The organism is Clostridium grantii DSM 8605 (assembly GCF_900129965.1).
GTDB lineage: Bacteria > Bacillota > Clostridia > Clostridiales > Clostridiaceae > Clostridium_AF > Clostridium_AF grantii.
In genome coordinates, this window is sequence record NZ_FQXM01000002.1 from 133,616 (window position 1) to 149,589 (window position 15,974).

Annotated in this window: 13 protein-coding genes; 10 read left to right on the forward strand and 3 right to left on the reverse strand. The window is 29.1% G+C overall.

All coding sequences use genetic code 11. From position 1 onward, the window contains the following. Positions 1-59 precede the first annotated feature (59 nt). From BUB83_RS00600 to aguB, 5 genes are all read left to right on the forward strand, one after another. A complete protein-coding gene (locus BUB83_RS00600) occupies positions 60-1,172 on the forward strand; it encodes a C40 family peptidase (RefSeq protein ID WP_073335928.1) in 1,113 nt (370 codons plus the stop codon). 103 nt (positions 1,173-1,275) lie between these two features. Then, positions 1,276-2,652, forward strand: coding sequence for a sodium-dependent transporter (locus BUB83_RS00605; protein WP_073335931.1), 1,377 nt, complete (start codon positions 1,276-1,278; stop codon positions 2,650-2,652). Between the two features lie 242 nt (positions 2,653-2,894). Beyond that, complete coding sequence (locus BUB83_RS00610; protein WP_073335933.1) at positions 2,895-3,227, forward strand: rubredoxin-like domain-containing protein; 333 nt, start codon at positions 2,895-2,897, stop codon at positions 3,225-3,227. A 360-nt stretch (positions 3,228-3,587) separates the two neighbouring features. Continuing rightward, a complete protein-coding gene (locus tag BUB83_RS00615; RefSeq protein WP_073335935.1) occupies positions 3,588-4,619 on the forward strand; it encodes an agmatine deiminase family protein in 1,032 nt (343 codons plus the stop codon). Positions 4,620-4,696: 77 nt separating this feature from the next. Then, positions 4,697-5,569: an N-carbamoylputrescine amidase gene (gene aguB, locus BUB83_RS00620; RefSeq protein ID WP_073335937.1), complete on the forward strand. Its 873-nt coding sequence runs from the start codon at positions 4,697-4,699 to the stop codon at positions 5,567-5,569. A 22-nt stretch (positions 5,570-5,591) separates the two neighbouring features. On the opposite strand, the gene BUB83_RS00625 is transcribed toward aguB, so the two are convergent. After that, a complete protein-coding gene (locus tag BUB83_RS00625; RefSeq protein ID WP_073335939.1) occupies positions 5,592-6,836 on the reverse strand; it encodes an HlyC/CorC family transporter in 1,245 nt (414 codons plus the stop codon). Between the two features lie 354 nt (positions 6,837-7,190). Between BUB83_RS00625 and BUB83_RS00630 the strand changes: the two genes are divergently transcribed. From BUB83_RS00630 to thiI, 3 genes are all read left to right on the forward strand, one after another. Next, positions 7,191-8,456: a C40 family peptidase gene (locus BUB83_RS00630; RefSeq protein ID WP_073335941.1), complete on the forward strand. Its 1,266-nt coding sequence runs from the start codon at positions 7,191-7,193 to the stop codon at positions 8,454-8,456. 245 nt (positions 8,457-8,701) lie between these two features. Continuing rightward, positions 8,702-9,835, forward strand: a complete 1,134-nt coding sequence (locus BUB83_RS00635; RefSeq protein WP_073335943.1) for a cysteine desulfurase family protein — start codon at positions 8,702-8,704, stop codon at positions 9,833-9,835. A 1-nt stretch (position 9,836) separates the two neighbouring features. Then, entirely contained in the window at positions 9,837-10,985 is a 1,149-nt protein-coding gene (thiI, locus tag BUB83_RS00640; protein WP_073335945.1) for a tRNA uracil 4-sulfurtransferase ThiI, read from the forward strand. 70 nt (positions 10,986-11,055) lie between these two features. On the opposite strand, the gene BUB83_RS00645 is transcribed toward thiI, so the two are convergent. Beyond that, complete coding sequence (locus tag BUB83_RS00645) at positions 11,056-11,271, reverse strand: hypothetical protein (protein ID WP_073335946.1); 216 nt, start codon at positions 11,269-11,271, stop codon at positions 11,056-11,058. Between the two features lie 216 nt (positions 11,272-11,487). Here BUB83_RS00645 and BUB83_RS00650 point away from each other — a divergent pair, with 216 nt between their 5' ends. Next, a complete protein-coding gene (locus BUB83_RS00650; protein ID WP_073335947.1) occupies positions 11,488-12,423 on the forward strand; it encodes a putative ABC transporter permease in 936 nt (311 codons plus the stop codon). 78 nt (positions 12,424-12,501) lie between these two features. Here BUB83_RS00650 and BUB83_RS00655 read toward each other — a convergent pair whose 3' ends face one another. After that, entirely contained in the window at positions 12,502-14,046 is a 1,545-nt protein-coding gene (locus tag BUB83_RS00655) for an N-acetylglucosaminidase (protein WP_073335948.1), read from the reverse strand. Positions 14,047-14,213: 167 nt separating this feature from the next. On the opposite strand from BUB83_RS00655, the gene BUB83_RS00660 reads away from it, so the two are divergent. Continuing rightward, positions 14,214-15,875, forward strand: a complete 1,662-nt coding sequence (locus tag BUB83_RS00660; RefSeq protein ID WP_073335949.1) for a ribonuclease J — start codon at positions 14,214-14,216, stop codon at positions 15,873-15,875. The last annotated feature ends 99 nt before the right edge of the window (positions 15,876-15,974 follow it).

The window sequence follows — 15,974 nt, forward strand, 5'->3', positions numbered from 1 at the left end:
TGAAAAGTGTTGAATTAAATGATATAATAAATACTGTATTAATTTTAAGGAGTGATTTGGTGAAAAAAAGATTAGCAGCTACAGTTTTGACAGCATGTATACTATTATCAAATATTTCTTCAGTGGTAGTTTATGGCGAAACTTTACAGGAATTACTGGAAAAACAAAATGAAGAATTAAATGTTTCTAAAAATCAATTAAGTGATGCACAGAAAATCGTAGAAGAAATAAATTCAAAAATTGAAGAGATGGATTATGAGATTGAAAATACTTTATATGAGATAACAGAAGTTCAAGAAAAAATTAAAGACATAGAAATATCAATAGAAAATGCAACAATGGACATAGAAAAGGCTGAGAATGAAATGGAGGCAGAAAAGGAATTATATGATTCTAGAATGGCTGCATTATACATTAACGGAAATACGGGATATTTAGAAATTTTAATGGGTTCTGAAAATTTAAGTGATTTATTTAAAAGAATTGAAATAATAAGAACCATTACTGAATTAGACAATGAAATAATTGAAAGCTTAAATGAGAAAAAAGCTGAGATTGAAAAAAGTAAACAAGCTATGGAAAAAGAGAATTCTAATTTTTCTTTAGCTATGAAAAATTATACAGATAAAATGGACAAGCTTAAATTAGATCAAGAAGAACAACAGCAATATATAAATGAGGCAAAAGAACAAGCAACAGCTTATGCAAATGCAGTAAACGAAGATAAAGAAGCTATTGAAGAAACTGAACAACTTATAGAAGCAGCTAGAGTAAAAACTCCAGAGTATACACCTTCAAGAGGAAGCGTAGATATTTCTTCTAATGCTTTAGTTGCTTATGCTTCTAATTTTCTTGGAAGACCATATGTTTGGGGAGCCACTGGACCAAGTAGTTTTGATTGTTCTGGTTTAACTCAGTATGTAATGGCTCATTTTGGAATTTCTATACCACGAGTATCAAGAGACCAAGCTAAAGCTGGATCTTATGTAGAAAAATCTGATTTACAACCAGGAGATTTGGTATTTTTTGCTAAAGCAGGAAAAGCAGTTCATCATGTAGGTATTTATGTGGGCAATAATTCTTATATACATGCTCCTCAAACGGGGGATGTTGTAAAAATATCCACTTTATCTAGCAGATCAGATTACTATACAGCAAGAAGATTCAATTAATTGACATTGCCAAAGTTCTTTAAATAGTTTATAATCTTTCCAAATAAGTTAAAGCAATTTAATTTGTTTTGCTTATTAAAAACAATATTTTAGGGGGATTATTATGGAAAAGAACAATGGACAAAGAGAGGTATTTTCCTCAAAGTTTGCCGTAATAGCTGCGGCAGCAGGGTTGGCAATTGGGTTGGGTAATATATGGAAATTTCCTTATATTACAGGTATTTATGGTGGGGCAGCATTTATACTTGTTTATTTAATTTGTATAGTATTAATAGGTTTGCCAGTTATGTTAGCGGAATTTGTAATTGGACGTAGAGCTAGAAAAAATGCAGTAGCATCCTTTCAAGAATTATCTCCTAATACTCCTTGGTATTTAACAGGTGCATTTGGCTTAGTTACAGGGTATATTATTTTATCTTTTTATGGAGTAATCGCTGGATGGACGTTGCATTATGTATTTCTTGCTATTACAAATGGATTTAAAAATCAATCACCAGAACAATTAAATAATATTTTTACAACTTTAATAACTAATCCGTGGCAACCAGTAGCGTGGCAATTAATATTCATGGTTTTAACTGCAGGAGTAATTCTAGGTGGAGTTAAAGATGGCATAGAAAAGTATGCTAAAATATTAATGCCTTTATTGTTGATAATTATAATAATTTTAGATATTAGAGCCATTACATTACCAGGTGCTAAAGAAGGATTGGAATTTTTATTTAAACCAGATTTTTCTAAATTAAATGCTACTGCAATTATGTCAGCTTTAGGGCATGCATTCTTTTCTCTTTCTTTAGGAATGGCAGCAATGGTTACTTATGGCTCATATATTGGCAAAAAAGAAAATCTTGGAATTACAACATTACAAGTAACTTTAGCAGATACGGTAATAGCCTTATTAGCTGGATTGGCTATTTTTCCGGCAGTTTTTGCATTTGGGGTTGAGCCAACTTCAGGACCAGGATTAGTATTTCTTACTCTTCCTAATGTTTTTAATAAAATGCCAGCAGGGTACTTTTTCGGAATTTTATTCTTTGTTTTATTAGCAGTAGCTGCACTAACTTCTTCAATATCTCTTTTAGAAGTTGTTGTTGCATACTTCAATGAGAACTTGAAAATGTCAAGAAAGAAAGCTACTTTGGTTGCTGCATCAACAATAGCTTTGTTAGGTTCTTTTGAATCCTTAACTTACAGCATTATAAAGTTTGATCTTCCTTTATTTAAAGGAGGAAAGTGGCATTCCTTTGCTTTGTTAGATTGGATGATTGAAATTTCTGACCTTATGTTACCAATAGGTGGTTTCTTTATAGCAATATTTGTAGGATTTGTAATGAAAGATAATGACGTAAAAGATGAAATAAGCAATTCAGGAGAAATAGAAGTAGCATGGTATAGTGCATTTAAAGTTTTTATTAGATGGGTTGCACCAGTTGCTATTATAGCAACTTTTATAAATATGATATTTGGATTGGTTTAATAATTTTTAAATAATTTAAATAAAAATTAATATTTATATTGAAGATAATAAAAGTATATAAAAAAACAACCCAATTGATTCTTAATTAGGTTGTTTTTTAAAGCAATAGAATTGGATTATAGGAAATAACAATTATCATAAGATAAAAATTGTTATTTTATTTTGTTAATGGTATAATAAAATAGTAACTATAATTAAAATAATTAACTTATAGTTAAAAATATACCTAGGAGGTTTTAATTATGAATACATATAAGTGTTCAGTATGTGGTTATGTTTACGAAAGTGAAGAAATATATGATAAATGTCCAGTTTGTGGAGCACCTAGAGATAAAATGATGGAATTAGACCAGGAAGCAAAAGATAAAGTTTATAACTCAGATGTGACTAACGACATACACATGGATATTATAACTTTAGCAGCTAGTTTAATTGAGTTGTGCGAAGATGGAATTGAAGAAAATTTGGACCCTACTTGTGTTAGGGCGTTTGAGATATCCAAAAATTTAGCATGGCAAATAAAACAAGTTTCAAAAGCAGAATTAGAAAAACATGTACAAAAAGGTAAATGGTAATTAAAATAATTTAATGAGTTTTATTAGATAAATCAAATTAAACGGATAAAGAGTAAGGTTATTTAAGGTAAATAGCTTTATTCTTTTATTTTATATTTGATTAGTTTAAATTTATTTTGACATTTTTTTTTTATTGTGATATCTTATTTTTAGACCACGGAAAGATTTAAGCATAGTATTTGCTAACTTTTGGTGGTTTAATTATGTTAGAATACTTTAGTCATTAATATAGGTATCCCAATTCAACTATTAATTCATACATGCTTTAAAAATTCTAAAATATAGAGTTTTTGCAATAAGTATTAATTAAGTTTCACATTGTGAGCCCTATAAAATATTACAAATAAAGGTGAGGTTATTATGAATCCTAAGAAATTAAATTATAAAATGCCACCAGAATGGGAAGAACATGAAAGAACGTTTATGTCTTGGCCAGTAAAAGATTCAATGTGTTATCCAGAGGATTATGAATTTGTTTGTGAGAATTATTATAAAGAACTTGCAAAAGTGATAAGTGAATTTGAAAAAGTAACTGTGATAGTAAATAATGGTGAGAAAACAAAAGTAAAATCTATTATAAATAATGAAAAGGTTGATTTTTTAGAAATAGACCACAATGATGCTTGGTTAAGAGATAATGGTCCTACATTTGTGAAAGATAGTGAAGGAAAAGTAGCGGGTGTAAATTGGGAATTTAATGCTTGGGGAGGAAAATATACTCCTTGGGATTTAGATAACAAAGTAGCTCCGGCTATTCTTGAAAATTTAGGGATAGATATATTTAATGCTCCTATTGTTATGGAAGGTGGTTCTATACATGTTGATGGTGAGGGAACTGTAATTACTACAGAAGAGTGTTTGCTTAACAAAACAAGAAATCCTCATTTGAATAAAGATGGAATTGAAGATTATCTAAAAGAATATTTAAATGTTGAAAAAGTAATCTGGTTAAAAAAAGGCTTGTTTGGAGATGAAACGGATGGGCATGTAGACAATATAGCATGTTTTGCCGCTCCTGGAAAGATTATAATTCAAGTTTGTGAAGATACTGAGGATGAAAATTATAAGATAGCAGAGGAAAATTTAACTATACTAGAAAATTCTCTTGATGCTAAAGGAAGAAAATTTGAAATAATTAAAATTCCTCAACCTCCTAAGAAATACTATGATGAAAATAGACTAACTTTGAGTTATTTGAATTTTTACTTTGTAAACAAGGGTATTATATTACCGGTTTTTGGTGGAGATGCTAGTGAAACAGATAAAAAAGCAGAAGAAATATTGATAAATACTTTTCCTGATAGAAAAATCCGAAAAATCAATGGAATGACTATTATAAAAGAAGGCGGAAATGTTCATTGTACAACACAGCAAATGCCTAAAATTGGATAGAATACTGTGAGATTTAACAATTATATTATAAATTAACTAGTTCGAAAAAAATAGAAATTAAAGAAAAGGGGATTAGAATGAGAAAAGTTACGGTTGCTGCCACTCAAATGAGTTGCTCTTTAAATATTGATGATAATATATTGAAGGCTGAAAAGTTAGTGAGAAAAGCAGCAAGCCAAGGTGCGCAAATAATATTACTACAAGAATTATTTGAAACTCCTTATTTTTGTCAAAAGGAGAAAGCTGAGTATTATAGATTTGCTACTGAGTTAGAGAACAACAAAGCAATAAATCATTTTAAGAATATTGCAAAAGAACTTAAGGTTGTTCTTCCAATCAGTTTTTACGAAAAAAGTAATTTAGCTTTATTTAATTCTATAGCGATAATTGATGCAGATGGAGAAGTGATTGGTAAATACAGGAAGAGTCATATTCCAGATGGTCCAGGGTACGAAGAAAAATTTTATTTCAATCCAGGAGATACTGGATTCAAAGTTTGGAATACTAAGTTTGGTAAAATTGGAGTGGGTATTTGTTGGGATCAATGGTTTCCAGAAGCAGCTAGGTGTATGGCACTGATGGGAGCAGAATTGATTTTTTATCCAACAGCTATTGGGTCAGAACCAGAAGATTCATCTGTAGATTCCAAAGAACATTGGCAAAATTGTATGTTGGGTCATGCAGCTTGCAACCTAGTTCCAGTTATTGCATCCAATAGAGTGGGAGTAGAAGAAGATGATAAGTCAAAGATTACTTTCTATGGGTCATCTTTTATTGCAGGTCCTACAGGGAAAATAATAAAAGAAGCGGATAGAGAGGAAGAAACTATAATTTTAACTGAGTTTGATTTAGATGCTTTAGAAGAACAAAGGTTAGAATGGGGTATATTTAGAGATAGACGTCCTGAATTGTATAATACAATAGCAACTTATGATGGTAAAATAACATAAAAAGCCTCCTTATGGAGGATTTTTATGTTAGAATTCTTACTTTCATTATTCTATTCTTATCAATATTTTCAATTTTTAAAGTAACATTATTATAGAAAATCTCTTCATGTAGTTCAGGCAGTCTACCTAAATTACCGATTATAAAACCGCCGATGGTATCATATTCTGAAGATTCTATAGAGGTACCTAATAAATCATTTGTTTCTTCGATTTTTAAACTTCCAGATACAATGAATTCATCTTCTTTCACAATAAAAATATCATCTTCATCATTATCATATTCATCTGGAATATCTCCTACAATTTCTTCAACAACGTCCTCTAAGGTTATAATTCCAACTGTTCCACCATATTCATCTAAAACTATAGCAATATGATTTCTTTCTTTTTTCATTTCTCGAAATAAATCTGTTATTTTTATAAATTCAAAGGTAAAAAAAGGTTTTCTGATATATTTACTTAAAGAAAAATCATCTATAGTGCCATAAAGCATAACTAAATCTTTTACGTTTAATATACCTATAATATCATCAACAGTGTCATTATAAATGGGTATTCTTGAAAATTGCTCATTTTTGATGAAAGTTAGAACGTCTGGAAATTGAGTATTCATTTCCATAGCAGCAATATCAACACGTTGAACCATTATATCTTTAACTTGTAATTCTCCGAAGTCAAAAACGTTGTGAATCATTTCTTTTTCTTCAATCTCTAAGACACCTTCTTCTTCACTTACATCAACCATTGTTCTTAACTCTGCTTCTGTAATAAAGGGTTGATTTCTATTAATTTTTCCGCCTAATAGAACTATTATTTTATTGGCTATAAAAGTTGATATAAAAACAATGGGTTTGAAAATAATTATCAAAAATCCAATGAAACCTGCAACTTTTAATGAAACTTTTTCAGAATTTTGTGCAGCTAATGATTTAGGGGTGATTTCGCCAAATATTAAAACCAAAACTGTCATTATTAAAGTGGATAAGCCAACACCGCTAACTCCAAAAAACTTAATTGCAAGGGCAGTGGCTAAAGAAGAAGCACCAATATTCACAATATTGTTTCCTACTAGAATTGTTGCTAATAATTTACTTGGATTTTGTAAAAGGTTATTAACTTTATCTGCATCTTTAACTCCAGATTCAACCATATGTCTTATTCTAATTTTGCTTAATGTCATTAAAGCAGTTTCAGATGCGGAGAAAAATGAGGACAAAAACAAGAGAACTATCAAAATTATTAATTGCACCGTACTACCTGGTACCAAAAAAACCACACTCCCGAATTAAATTATTTTTATAAACTATGTTTATAGTACATTTTACCATAGAAAACAAGTTCACATTAGTATAAATTATTTTATATTTTACCATAATAGACTATCATGAGAAAATATTTCAATCATACTTTTAAATATTAGTATTAGCTGAGAATTAATAAGTATTCTAATTTAATAATGCAAATTATATAAAAATTATATAGTGAATTTAATTGGAATTAATTTCATATTAAAAAAATCATAAATATATCATAAATCATAATAAAAATCATTAAAAAAGTCTTAATAATATAGAGTTTCATGGTATAATAAATATATTAATGGGTACAAGGGGGAGTTTTCTTGAAAAAAAGGATATTTACAATTATTTTGACTATTAGTATATTATTTTCTACAAATTCTTATATAGATGTTGTTGCTGATACATTACAAAAACAATTAGAGCAACAAAACAAAGATTTAAAAGAAACACAGAGCAATTTAAGTGACGCCCAAAGTTTGGTAAATAAAATTAATTCTAAAATAGAAATGTTAGATTATCAAATTGAAACAACTATGTATGAAATTGAGGATTTAAATACAAAAATAACAGAAACAGAAAAAAATATTAAGAATGCAGAAGATAAAATAGTGGAAACAGAAAATGAAATTGATGAAGAAATAAAGTTATATAATGATAGAATGGTAGCTATGTATATTAGTGGAAATTCAGGCTACTTAGGAGTTTTATTAGGAGCTGAAAATTTAAATGATTTATACTCTAAAGTACAAACTATTATAACTTTAACAAATTTGGACAAAGAAATTATTTCATCCTTAACGGAAAAAATAAAGGAAATAGAAGAAGCTAAGATATTACTACAAAATGAAAAAGAACAATTAGCAGCAGATAAAATTGAAGTAAATAACAAGATGAGCAAATTGACAGCTGACCAAGAAGAACAGAAAGGTTACATAGTGGAGGCAAGAGCGCAAGTTTCTTTGTATGAAAGTGAATTTAGTGAGAATAAAGATAAAATAAATGAAACAATGGATTTAATTGAATTAGCTAAGGCAAAAGCTAAAGAGGAAGAAGAAAAGAAAAAAGCAGAGGAAACAGCTAGAATTGAAGCAGAAAAAAAGGCTGCGGAAGCTAAGGCACTTGCGGAAGCGCAGAAATCAACATCAGAAAAAACATCAACAAATACTTCCAGTGGATCAACAAATGAAGTGGAAAAAGAAACCGTAGCTGCTTCAACTACACCAAGTATATCTTCTAATGCTATAGTGGCATATGCTTCAAATTTTTTGGGGCGTGATTATGTTTGGGGAGCTACTGGGCCTAATTATTTTGATTGCTCGGGTTTAACACAATATGTTTATAAGCATTTTGGAATTAATATTCCAAGGGTTTCAAGAGATCAAGCACGTGCAGGTACATATGTAGCAAAAACAGATTTACAAGCGGGTGATTTAGTGTTCTTTGCTTATTCAAATGGAGTAGTTCATCATGTAGGTATATACATAGGTAATGATTCTTTTATTCATGCTCCACAAACTGGTGATGTGGTTAAAATTTCATTATTATCATCAAGAAGCGATTATTATACTGCAAGAAGATATAAATAAAAAAGAGCAACTTTTCTAAAAAGGAAAGTTGCTCTTTTTTAAATATTATCATATGATTTAGATTATTTTATATTTTTATGGTACAATAGGTAAGCATCTAAAATAATTTTATATTTGCTGCAAGAGTATAATAAATAAGTCATTTTATAATGTTTAAAGGAATATTATAAAATTTGATGATATTTATGGTGAAAAATTTAGGTTGGTTAAATATAGTGAATGGTATATATAAGAGGAGTGATAAAATGGAAGCATATTTTGATAATAGTGCAACAACAAAACCATATGAAGTTGTTATAGAGGCTGTAGTTGATGCTATGAGGAATAATTATGGAAATACGTCATCTGCTCATAAATTGGGAATGAAAGCTGAACAAGAATTAAGTGAGAGTAGAGAAAAGATTGCTAAAACGCTTAGTTGTTCGAAAGATGAAATAGTTTTTACCTCTGGAGGGACTGAAGCAAATAATTTTTCGGTAAAAGGATTTCTTAGAGAAGGAGCCCATATAATTACTGATGAAATAGAACATCCAAGTGTGCTTAAAACATTTCAACAATTAGAAAAAGAGGGTTACAGGGTAACTTATTTGAAAGTGGATGAAAAAGGTTTTATTGATTTAAATGAATTAAAAGAAAGTATTTGTAATGATACAGTGCTTTTGAGTATAATGCATGTTAATAATGAAATTGGAACTATTCAAAACATAGAAGAAATAGGTGGGATTCTTAAAAGCAAAAGTAAAAAAGCTAAATTTCATGTAGATGCTGTTCAAAGTTATGGTAAATTAAATATTGATGTAAAAAAAGCTAATATTGATATGCTTTCAGTTAGTGGACATAAAATTCATGGACCTAAAGGTGTAGGCTTTGTTTATGTAAGAAAAGGATTGATACCTAAATCTTTTATGATAGGTGGTTCCCATGAAAGAAAATTGAGAGCTGGAACTATAAACCTTCCAGGAATTGTAGGCTTGGCAGTTGCTAGTGAAAAAATATGTCAGGATATATCAAATAATTATAAAAAAATTAGTGAACTTCAAAAATATTTTATAGATAAATTGTCTAGTTTTGAGCATATTAAGATTAATAGTAGTATTGGTGAGGAATTTTCTCCTTATATAGTAAGTGTTTCTTTTATTGGGGTTAGGGGTGAAGTTTTAATTCATTTATTAGAAGAAGAAAATATTTATGTGTCTACTGGTTCTGCTTGTTCTTCTAAAAATAAAGCTGTGAGCCACGTATTGGAGAGTATAGGATTGAATTCAAAGGAAATTGAAGGAACAATAAGATTTAGCTTTAATAGTGAAAATACAAAAGATGAAGTGGATTATGTCATGGAAATATTGAAAAAAAGTTTAGAATTTTTAAGGAGAGTATAATATGAGAAAGTTATTGTTAGTAAAAATTGCATCTGAAATATTTTTAAAGGGTTTGAATAGAAATAAATTTGAAAAAAAATTGAAAGATAATATAAAAGCAGTTTTAAAAGGAATGGATTATGAAATAGTAGAAGATATGGGGCGTTGGTTTATTTATTCAGAAGATGTGGAAAGCTTAATTGGAAAAGTTAAGAAAGTTTTTGGGGTGTCACAGTTATGTATAGTATATGAAGTTGAGGCTGATATGGACCAAATAGGAAAGTTGGCAGTGGATTTAGCTTTAAAAGATGGAGGAAAAACATTTAAAATAGAAGGAAATAGAGCAAATAAAACATTCCCATTAAATTCAATGGAACTAAGTAGAGATATTGGTGCTTATGTTTTAGATAATCTACCAGAAATAAAGGTAGATGTACATAATCCGGAATGTAGAGTTTATGTAGAAATAAGAAAGAAAGCTTATGTTTATTCGGAAAGAATAAAAGCTATTGGGGGATTGCCTTATGGCATTAATGGGAGTACAATGCTTATGCTTTCAGGAGGAATAGATTCACCAGTAGCAGGGTATTTAATGGCTAGAAGAGGGGTAGAGTTAAAATGTCTTTATTTCCATAGTCATCCATATACAAGTGAAAGAGCGAAAGAAAAAGTTAAAGAATTAGCAAAAATTTTAAAAGGATATACAGGAAAATTAACTCTTTTTGTTGCACCTTTTACGGATATACAACTTTCTATAAAAGAAAAATGCAGAGAAGATGAACTCACAATTTTAATGAGAAGATTTATGATGAGGGTATCTTGTGCCGTAGCTAAAAAGTATAATATTGATTCTGTATCCACAGGAGAAAGTATTGGCCAAGTGGCTAGTCAAACAATGGAAGGACTTATTGTAAGTAATGATGTGGCGGATAGGCCAGTATTTAGACCGCTGATTGCAATGGATAAAGAGGATATTATGGCTATTTCAAGAGAAATTGATACTTATGAAACATCTATTTTACCTTATGAAGATTGTTGTACGATTTTCTTGCCAAAACATCCTAAAACAAAACCACGTTTAGAGAATATAAGAAAAGAAGAAGCTTTATTAGATATTGATAAATTGGTTGAAGAATGTGTTAATGGAATAGAAATGTATAAAGAATTTTAAATAAAACTTAAATTAAGAAATGTATAGAAACCAAGCAAAGATTACATTGGGTCTATACATTTTCTTTGTTTTAAAATACTTTATCCTCAACTAAATCTCCGCCGTTAAATGTGTAATCAAATTCGGAAGTTGATATATCATTTGTTACAATGGGATCAGTAAAAGGGTCAGGTAGAATTATACAATCATTTAAAGAGCAAGATAAAATAGTTTGAGGTGAAGCGTTTAAATAATTTCTTTCTTTAGGTCCATATATAAAATCATTAGATTTATTTAGTTTTTTCATAAAATCACTCCTTTAAATTAGTAGTAAAGTAATAATAACATATAAAACATTAAAAGTAAACAATAATTATCAAAGAATAATGATTATTGAACAACTAAAAATTTATCGCTATAAGTTAACTATAAAAAAATATGGTATAATTAATGGGTAATTTATAAAAAATCTATGAAATTATATAATAATTTTTATTTAATTTACTATCAATAGGAGGAAAAAATGAGTATTTATAGTTTGTTATTTCAATTTTTGATTTACGGATATGTTGGTTGGATATGGGAATCTTCTTATGTTTCTTTTAAGCAAAAGAAGGTTATTAATAGAGGATTTTTACATGGGCCTATTATACCTATTTATGCTTGCTCAATAATCACTATTTTGTTGTCAGTAGAATCTATTCAATCATTGTTGCCAACTATAAATTGGATTAGAATTATAACGTGTATTATTTATATAGGTTTTGTATGTACTTTGTGGGAATATACTGTTTCTTATTTATTGGAAATGATTTTTAGTACTAGATGGTGGGATTATAGTGGTCGTAGATATAATTTAAATGGTCGTGTAGCTTTAGGAATTTCATTTGGATGGAGTATAGGTGGTTTTTTAATATGGTATTTTATCAACCCTCTGGTAGAAAAACTTATAAAAATTATACCTTACGAAATAGGGTCAACAGTTTTAGGTATAGTTTACGGGGCTTTAATAATTGATATACTTTTAACGGTTAAAGAGCTTATTTCATTGAGAAAAGCAATGGTTAAGTTACATATGATTTCTAAAGAGTTATCTGGTAAAGTTGTTTATAGTATAGAATCACTATCAGGAGAAATAGAAATCCGAAAAGAACAGATTAAAGAGACTTTAGAACAAAAAAGAGGAGAATTTTCTGAAGCGTTTGAGGGTCGTAAAGAGGCTTTTAAGGATAGTGTTGGAAGTAATAAAGAAAAAGTCATTGAGCAAATTATTTATTTGAAGGGAAAAAGTGGTGTTAAATTAACAGAAACTCAAAATGTTCTTTTGAGACGTTTCAATGGGGAATTGGAAAGAACAGTTCATTACTCTAGATTTTTTAAAGTCTATCCAAAAGCTGAATCTAAGAAATTTGAAAATTTAATTGAAGTTTTACGTGTTAAAAGAAGAAAAGAACTTTAATCAAATTATTAAAAATAAATGTATTTAATTAGCTCACAGAAACTAAAGTTCTGTGAGCTAATTAATGTTTTGTTAAACCTAATTATAAACAGGTATTTCAAAAGAAGGTTTAGCACCAGTTACGTTATCAAATAGATATTTTATATTTTTTATTTGTTTATATGCCCATCCAATATCTGTGCTATATTGATGCCAACTCACATTCACATTATATCTCATTTTATATAAGGTGTTTTGTTTGTATTTTGTGCTGTTAATATAACTACTTCCAATATAAGATGCTCCACCTAATAAAGCTTCTTCAACTGAAAACCAACCTTTTTGATAAGCAAATTCAGAACCTAATTTATCAGGATCACTATCATAAGCCCCCACAGCAAAAAGATTGTACACTATTCTAGGAACAACGGCTTGTCCATTGACAGAAGTAACTAAGACTCCTTTGGCTAGGATAGATTTTCCGTGGGCTGTTTCAAGTAAACTATGAGATAATAAGTAAAGCGGGTTTATGTTTGCTGTTTTAGCAGCAGTTAGAAAAATTTGGCCTTTGCCTTCTAAAACACCTTTTCCTTTAAGTAAATTGTCTAAATCACTTGATAAAACACCTTCCATATAACGTAAATCAAGAAACATATATTTCCCGTAATCATCCAAAAAGTTTTTTGGATTCATATAATATGAGATTATATTTGAAGTTGCATTAAGCCAGATGATACCTTTGTCATGGTCTTGTACAGGAGCACCATTTGAGTATTCATTTGAGACTATTTCATCCAAGGTTTTATTATAATTTGTAAAAGTGTAACTTTCATTAAGAGAAGGATTTTCAGTTATATCTTTATCTAATACATTAAAATAGCTTGTGGTGAAGTTATCGTAATCAGTATGAACACTAGTATGTTTTCCAGTGTCATTAGAATTTTTTATATACACTAATACTCTATATTTTCCATTTGATAGGCCTTCATTAATAGATATAGCATAAGTGCTTGTACCCTTTATTGAAGGAGAAAAGCCTTTTGTTATCTCTGTATAATTAGGTGTACCATATTTATAAGTTGCATCAAAGATGTCATTAGAGTATTTATAGATAAAAACTCTATATTGAACATAATCTTCAGAATTTGAATTTATAAGTATATCAATTTTCTGGTTTTTGATGATTGGTTGCTGCGAATATTTAATAGTTTTAATATTAGGGAAGCTAGAAAAATTGGAGCTGTCTTCGTATTTACCTTTAGTTGTAAATTTCATTACCAATGGATTGCCTAATGCTTTACCAGTAACAGACTTCAAATTATTAGAGATAGTTACATAGTATTCCTTTAAAGGACTATAACTATCTATTGGGGGATCTACAATTAACGTTTTTTTGTTTTTGCTTAAAGAAATATTTACTGGAACTGTTAGGTTGTTGTTGTCAGTGACTTTTACAGATTCGGCATTTATGGAATTGAAATCAACTTCAGAGTCAAAATTAATTGACCAAGATTTTAGTGTGGAAATACTTTTGTGTTCCTCAAAGATAGAAAAACTATTTACTTGTTTAATGGTCAATGGTGAGATAAACAAAATCAATAACAATATTGATATTATTTTAATATGATTAAAAATTTTATTCATTAAAATACACCCCCTACTGTAAAGTGTACATAATTTTTAGATAGACTTCAATGGTAATTCATAGCAATAGATTTAAATAGAAACCTGAATTTAAAATAATCTGTATTAATTTTACTTATAATAGGTAAAATATTAATAGTGTTTTTTTAGATTGAGGAGGAAACAGGATGGATAATAATTTTGTTAAAATAATACCACTAGGTGGATTAGGGGAAATAGGTAAAAATATTACGGTAATTGAATATTTAAATGAAATTGTAGTAATTGATTGTGGAATAGCTTTTCCAGATGAAGAAATGTATGGGGTAGACTTAGTTATTTCGGATATTGATTATTTGAAAAGAAATAAAGAAAAAATAAAAGGAATTTATCTTACTCATGGACATGAAGACCATATAGGTGGTATTCCTTATATACTAAAAGAAATTAATGTTCCAATTTATGGAACAAAATTGACAATTGGATTAATTGAAAATAAATTAAGAGAGCATGATATGCTTTCTAGTAGTAAATTAAATATCATATCAGCTGAAGAAATTGTTCAGCTAGAAAATTTGAAAATAGAGTTTATTAGAGTGACACATAGTATAGCGGATTCTTGTGCAATAGCTATTCATACTCCAGTGGGGGTTTTGTTACATACTGGAGATTTTAAAATTGATTATACACCAATAGACGGGAAAATTATGAATTTAGAACGTTTTTCAACTTTGGGTAAAAATGGAGTTCTTTTATTAATGGCGGATAGTACAAATGTAGAAAGGGAAGGGCATACTATTTCAGAAAAAAGTATAGGTGAAGCATTGAATAGGATTTTTTCTGGTGCTGTGGGAAGAGTAATAGTGGCAACCTTTGCTTCTAATATTCATAGAATGCAACAAATAGTTGATGCATCTATAAAATATAAAAGAAAGGTTGTTTTTAGTGGCAGAAGTATGGAAAATGTATCCAAAGTTGCCATGGAGTTAGGCTATCTTCATATACCAAATGAATTTTTAATAAGTTTGGATGACATGCAAACTTATTCTAATCATGAAATAACTATAATAACTACGGGAAGTCAAGGAGAACCTATGGCGGCGCTGGCTAGAATTGCTTTTTCAAGTCATAGAAAAATACGAATTGAATCAGATGATTTATTTATTATTTCGGCATCTCCAATACCAGGAAATGAAAAACTTATTTCAAGAGTGATAAATCAGCTATTTCGAAAGGGTATAGATGTGATTTATGAAGATCTAGAAGAAGTACATGTTTCTGGGCATGCATATAAAGAGGAACTTAAACTTATACATACATTGGTGCATCCTAAGTATTTTATGCCAGTGCATGGAGAATATAGACACTTAGTACATCATAGCCAATTAGCACAAAATTTAGGCATGAAAAAAGAAAATATCTTTATTGGAGATATTGGAAAAATTTTATCTGTAAGTGAAAATCACGCTGAATTTTGTGGCAGTGTAAAATCAGGTTCAATTTTTGTGGATGGTTTGGGAATAGGAGATGTAGGAAACATAGTTCTACGAGATAGAAAACATTTAGCACAAGATGGGATGGTTACAATTGTAGTTACTATAGAGAGAGAATCTTATTCAATTATTGCGGGCCCTGATATTATAACTAGGGGATTTATCTTTGTGAAAGAATCGGAAGAACTAATTAGAGAAGTGAAAGTAATAGTTAATGAAGAATTACAAAGGTGTTTAGATAAAAAAATCATAGAGTGGTGTGTATTAAAGTCAAATATTAAAAAATCCACAGAAAGATATTTGTTTGATAAAACAAAAAGAAGACCTATAATACTTCCGGTAATAATGGAAATTTGATTATTCCCTGAACAGTAAAATTTTTAGCCTCAAAGTAAGTTTATCCTAATATTTTAGAGGCTCCTCTTTAGCTTAAGAATAATTAATATTAAATTCTAA